8 protein-coding genes are annotated in these 3,602 nt (G+C 56.0%); all 8 read left to right on the top strand.

All coding sequences use genetic code 11. The features are described 5' to 3' along the window. A partial coding sequence (locus AAC854_RS21805) for a phage major capsid protein (protein WP_340618928.1) occupies positions 1-1,108 on the top strand: 1,108 nt, incomplete at its 5' end. A 41-nt stretch (positions 1,109-1,149) separates the two neighbouring features. After that, the gene (locus tag AAC854_RS21800; RefSeq protein ID WP_340618927.1) at positions 1,150-1,446 is read left to right on the top strand and encodes a head-tail connector protein; all 297 of its coding nucleotides are present in this window, start codon (positions 1,150-1,152) and stop codon (positions 1,444-1,446) included. A gap of 8 nt (positions 1,447-1,454) precedes the next feature. Beyond that, entirely contained in the window at positions 1,455-1,781 is a 327-nt protein-coding gene (locus AAC854_RS21795; protein ID WP_340618926.1) for a phage head closure protein, read from the top strand. After that, entirely contained in the window at positions 1,768-2,157 is a 390-nt protein-coding gene (locus tag AAC854_RS21790; RefSeq protein WP_340618925.1) for a hypothetical protein, read from the top strand. The genes AAC854_RS21795 and AAC854_RS21790 overlap by 14 nt, the downstream gene beginning before the upstream one ends. Further along, positions 2,150-2,554 (top strand): HK97-gp10 family putative phage morphogenesis protein, encoded by a 405-nt coding sequence (locus tag AAC854_RS21785; protein ID WP_340618924.1) that lies wholly within the window; start codon positions 2,150-2,152, stop codon positions 2,552-2,554. Before AAC854_RS21790 ends, AAC854_RS21785 begins: the two co-directional genes overlap by 8 nt. A gap of 12 nt (positions 2,555-2,566) precedes the next feature. Beyond that, positions 2,567-3,031 carry a phage tail protein gene (locus tag AAC854_RS21780; RefSeq protein WP_340618923.1) on the top strand — a complete coding sequence of 155 codons (465 nt, stop codon included), beginning with the start codon at positions 2,567-2,569 and terminating at the stop codon, positions 3,029-3,031. Further along, complete coding sequence (locus AAC854_RS21775; protein WP_340618922.1) at positions 3,028-3,375, top strand: phage tail protein; 348 nt, start codon at positions 3,028-3,030, stop codon at positions 3,373-3,375. The genes AAC854_RS21780 and AAC854_RS21775 overlap by 4 nt, the downstream gene beginning before the upstream one ends. Beyond that, positions 3,375-3,602 (top strand): tail assembly chaperone, encoded by a 228-nt coding sequence (locus AAC854_RS21770; RefSeq protein WP_340618921.1) that lies wholly within the window; start codon positions 3,375-3,377, stop codon positions 3,600-3,602. Before AAC854_RS21775 ends, AAC854_RS21770 begins: the two co-directional genes overlap by 1 nt.

Below are 3,602 nucleotides of genomic sequence, written 5' to 3'. Positions count from 1 at the left end.
GGAAAAAGGCAAACTGTCTGAGCAGGTGGACACCCTGAACGGCAAGCTCGGTGAGCTGGATAGCCTGAAAACCGCACTGGAAGACGAACTGGCGGGGCTGAAACGTCCGGCGGGCAGCGGCAACAACCCTGCCACCAGTGAACACAAGGCGGCATTCACCCAGTTTATCCGCAAGGGTAAGGAAGATGGGTTGTCTGAGCTGGAACAAAAGGCCATGCAGACCACGACCGATCCCGATGGCGGCTATGCGGTGCCGGAAGAGCTGGACCGCAACATTATCAGCGCCCTGAAAGATGAGGTGGTGATGCGTCAGGAATGCAGCGTGATAACGCTGGGGACGCCGGAGTATAAGAAGCTGGTCAATCAGGGCGGAACGACCAGCGGCTGGGTGGGGGAAACCGATAAGCGCGAGGAAACCGCCACCTCACAGCTCGGCGTGATTGAGCCGGTCTGGGGGGAGATTTACGGCAACCCCGCCGCGACCCAGCGTATGCTGGATGATGCCTTCTTTGATGTGGAAGCGTTTATCACCGCTGAACTGGCACAGGAATTTGCGGAGAAGGAAGAGGCGGCATTTACCCACGGTGACGGCAGCAAGAAACCCAAAGGGTTACTGGCTTTTGGCTCGGATGACAAGGTGGACAAAGACCGCGAATGGGGCACCCTGCAACACCTGCTGCTGAAAAAACCCGCCGAGATCACGGCAGACGAAATCATGCAGCTGATCTACACCCTGCGCAAGCCGTACCGCACCGGGGCGAAGTTCATGATGAACAACAACCTGTTGTTTAAGGTCCGCACCCTGAAAGACAGTCAAGGCAACTACCTGTGGCAGCCGGGCTTGCAGTTGGGTCAGCCTTCCGCCTTGCTGGGTTACGGCATTGCGGAGAATGAGCAGTTTGCGGACTTAGCGCCGGATGCGGTGCCGGTGGCCTTTGGCAACTTCAAACGTTGCTACAGCATACTGGACCGTATCGGTGTTCGCATGTTGCGCGACCCGTACACCAAAAAACCGTTTGTGCAGTTCTACACCACCAAACGTGTTGGGTCGATGCTGGTTGACAGTCACGCCGTGAAGTTGCTGAAAGGCGCTGCGGGCAGTAAGTAATCTTCGGGCGGCCTGTGTGCCGCCTTATTAGCGGAGGGAATATGCCATTACCGACGATTGAAGAGCTGCGGTTGCAGTGCCGGATAGATTCGGATGAGGAAGATGCGTTGTTACAAGCCTATCTGGAAGCCGCCAGAGAAAAGGCGGCCAATTACCTGAACCGCAATGTTTATGAAGAAAGTATCCCTGACACCGATCCCAACGGAATACGGATAACCCCTATTATTAAACTGGCCTTAATGCTGGCCGTGGGGTTCTGGTATGAAACCCGTGATCCGAAGCGGTTACCGCCCGGATTCAGGGATTTGCTGGACGATTACCGGATACGGTCGATTTAGGAGGGACCATGCTGGCGAATGAAATGAATAAGCGCATCAAATTGTTTCGCCCCGTTATCACACAGGACGAACTGGGCGCTGAGATCACTCAATCTGAATACGTCACCACCGTCTGGGCAAAAGCCGAGGCGATGTCTAACCGCAAAATCCGCACCGCTGACCAGCAACAAGTGATCGAGGTGCAACAGTTCACTGTCAGGCCCAGAAAGGACATTGAACCCCCTTGGCTGATTGAACACCAAGGACGGCTGTTTACCGTGCGCGCCATAGACCGCAACCGGGCCGACCGGACCCTGATCACCACGGAGGCGGATGTACGCCATGATAGAGCCTGACATTCAAGCTGATTTAGCGCGGTTAACCGGGTTACCGGTCTACCCGCTGATATTGCCGTCCGGCATACTGGAAGGGGTCACCTACCAGCGTATCAGTGACCCCAAATTCAATACCGGGCTGGCATCTACCCGATTGATAGCCGCCCGCTTTCAGATAAGCCTGATCCTGCATGACTATGCACAAGCGCTCAAACTGGAAGCCAAAATCCGTTCAGCGTGGGAGTCGGTGCAGCACGGGTTTATCGGTCACTATCCGGTGCAGGCCGTATCACGCGGCCCGCTGCACCAAGAGGCCGATGAGGAGACGAAAAACCGCAAGCGCTACCGCATCACCCGTGATTTTGTCCTGACTTTTGCGGAGGCAGCCGATGATTAGCGCCAACCTGTCCGGGCTGGAGGAGCTGGGGCGCCGGTTACAGGCACTGGAAACTGATCTCCAGACCCAAATCCTGCGCAAGGCCGGAAAAGCCGCGATGGGCATCGTGAAAGAAGATATGGAAACCCATGCGGGGTACGACGAAAAAAGTGACGGCCCCCACTTGCGGGACAATATCAAAATTCGTTCCACAAAATCCAAGAAGTACAAAGGCGGGGTGATGATCACGGTCGGCCCCACTAAACCCCATCGCATGAAAGCACTGGCGCAGGAAATGGGCACCATCAAACAGGTGCCACAGCCGTTTATCCGTCCGGCGCTGGATTACAACAAAACCGCCGTCGTTAAGGTGCTCGCGCAGGAAATCCGCGACGCCCTGTCCGATTACAGTCAATAGGAGTCAAACACCATGGCCACATCCTCACCTGAGTATGCCGTCCTGCCTGCGGGCACCCTCGTGAAGTTCGGCAAGCCCGGCGACACGGTGGATCAAATGAAAGCGCTGATTAACTGTAAGGCGCTGGGGGCCACCGGGTTAACCGGCAGTTTTATCGACTGCACCACCCTGAGGGACACCAACAAACAGTTTATTTCCGATATGCCGGAAGGCCCGGAAAAGTCACTGGGATTTATTGATGACCCGGAAAACGCTGATTTTACCGCCTTCCTCAACGCCGCCGAGCAGCGTGAAACCGTCCAGTTTTACATTGCCCTGCCGAATAAGCGCACCGCCACCATGATATTAGCGCTGTCCGGCTGGGAAATGAACGACATCAACGCCCCGGCCAGTGAAGTCATTCAAATCACGGTCAAGGGCAAACAGAATAACCTCGTCTGGGGTATCGCCACCCCGAAAACAGGAGTCACCCAATGAAAGCACTGAAAGCCGCCTTGTTAACCCCACGCCCCCATGTGAAAGAAGTGGAGCTTTTTGGCACCCAAGTGAACCTGCGCCGCATGACAGCGGCCGAACTGATGAATCTGGAAGAGTCGGTGGACAAACTCAGTGACACAGGAAGCGGGCGGGAAGCTTCTCGTCTGAACATCCAAAGGGTGCTGGACTGTCTGGTGGATGACAAAGGGAAACCCATTCCGGCGGGCGATCTGCCGACGGTCGATGAACTGATGGACACACACGACAGTGCCACCCTGATTGAAGCCATCCAGACCGTGAAGCGCCACGCCGTCGGCACACTGGAGGACGCCGAAAAAAACTGATGAATTCGCCGACGCTGCATTTTGCTTTTGCGCTTGCGGAGCAGCTCGGCGAAACCGACCCCTATCGTATTCTGTCCCTGCCTGCCGCCACCCTCAATGAATGGCAGGCCTATTATCGGCTGAAAAACCGCCAACAGCCGGTTGAACCCGCCCCGGTTGCGTCTGCGCCTGCCCACGGTGATACCGTACAGGCGCAGTGTGCCGCCGTCATGAAACTATTAGGTTAA

The sequence above is a fragment of the Xenorhabdus entomophaga genome, assembly GCF_037996725.1.
In the GTDB taxonomy this organism is placed as follows: Bacteria; Pseudomonadota; Gammaproteobacteria; order Enterobacterales; family Enterobacteriaceae; genus Xenorhabdus; species Xenorhabdus khoisanae.
This window is presented reverse-complemented; position numbering and strand designations above follow the sequence as displayed.

What these genes read in the sequence shown, in the direction of transcription:
- AAC854_RS21800 (WP_340618927.1), top strand. Translation starts at nt 1,150, where the DNA reads ATGCCATTACCGACGATTGAAGAGCTGCGGTTGCAGTGCCGGATAGAT.
- AAC854_RS21795 (WP_340618926.1), top strand. Translation starts at nt 1,455, where the DNA reads ATGCTGGCGAATGAAATGAATAAGCGCATCAAATTGTTTCGCCCCGTT.
- AAC854_RS21790 (WP_340618925.1), top strand. Translation starts at nt 1,768, where the DNA reads ATGATAGAGCCTGACATTCAAGCTGATTTAGCGCGGTTAACCGGGTTA.
- AAC854_RS21785 (WP_340618924.1), top strand. Translation starts at nt 2,150, where the DNA reads ATGATTAGCGCCAACCTGTCCGGGCTGGAGGAGCTGGGGCGCCGGTTA.
- AAC854_RS21780 (WP_340618923.1), top strand. Translation starts at nt 2,567, where the DNA reads ATGGCCACATCCTCACCTGAGTATGCCGTCCTGCCTGCGGGCACCCTC.
- AAC854_RS21775 (WP_340618922.1), top strand. Translation starts at nt 3,028, where the DNA reads ATGAAAGCACTGAAAGCCGCCTTGTTAACCCCACGCCCCCATGTGAAA.
- AAC854_RS21770 (WP_340618921.1), top strand. Translation starts at nt 3,375, where the DNA reads ATGAATTCGCCGACGCTGCATTTTGCTTTTGCGCTTGCGGAGCAGCTC.